This is a genomic window from Xenorhabdus santafensis, assembly GCF_033949405.1.
Taxonomy (GTDB): domain Bacteria; phylum Pseudomonadota; class Gammaproteobacteria; order Enterobacterales; family Enterobacteriaceae; genus Xenorhabdus; species Xenorhabdus santafensis.
Map to the genome: position 1 here is coordinate 1 of NZ_VCDN01000140.1, position 1,127 is coordinate 1,127.

The window sequence follows — 1,127 nt, forward strand, 5'->3', positions numbered from 1 at the left end:
TGCGGGGATCACTATTCCGGCACAAGTGACAGAAGTTAAGGCCCGTCCCGGTGAATATCATGTCGCCATCAGCGGAACAAAAAGCAGCGAAGTGACCCTGACCGTGTCGGTGGGTGGCATAACGCTAGACAATAAACCGCGGCTTACCCTGCTGGCTGACAGCCGTACCCCGCAGATGACAGATTTGGCGATCAGCCAAAGCCCCGTGCAGGCGGGGGATACCGTGAGCTATTCGCTGAAAGTCGTTGATGCCAACAATAACCCCCTGGAGGGCATGACAGTGTCATGGCAGCCTGCGGCCAATCTGGTCTATGACAAACCCCGTCAGGTAAACCTGTCCAGCCAGACCAATCCCCAAGGAAGGGCTGAGATCAGCCTGAACCCTTTGAATGTCGGTACATTCGTGCTTAAAGCGTCATTGGATGGCAAACAGTATCAAGATATGCCGACCCTGACAGTAACGCCGGCCCCGGTTGACGTGCAAAAATCCACATTTGCCACCGATCGGGCAACCGTGGAAAATGCCGGCAGAAATAATCAGGCAGTCCTGACGGTGACCTTGTCGGATAAACATGGCAACCCGATCAGTGGCAAACCGGTGCGCATTGGCTTGGTGAATACATTAGCAGGCTTTACGGTCGGTGAGGTTAAAGACCTCGGAAATGGCATCTACACGGCCCCGATCACCGCAGGCAGCCACATCGGGGCAGCAGAGCTGGAAGCCACGGTGGAAGGACAGCGCGTCGGCGATAAGCTGGTTATTGACGTCGTAAAAATCACCCCGGATTCTTCATTGGCTGATGCGGAAGGCATGAAAGTCCACAGCCGCTTTACCTTATCCCCCCAATCGCTGGCGGCAGACGGAACGGCGCAATCGCAAGCCACGCTGATCCTTAAAGACCAGTATGGAAATGTGATCCCCGGCCAGAATGGAAAAATTCACTATTCCGTGGTTTCGGCGGAGGCCAATCGTGTGACATTCCATGACCAAAAGGAGTCTACGCCCGGCACTTATAATGTGACTGTGTTATCAGGCACAACGGCCGGGGAAGTGGTGATCCGTGCGACAGTCACTGAGCAACTCTCTTTTGACACGACTTTAACACTGCTGGCCGATAAAAAGACGG

General features: G+C 54.4%; 1 protein-coding gene. It reads left to right on the forward strand.

Features of this window, described 5'->3' with window-relative positions:
- Positions 1-1,127: invasin domain 3-containing protein (locus FE392_RS19275; protein WP_319931764.1), on the forward strand; the 1,127-nt coding region annotated here is incomplete at both ends.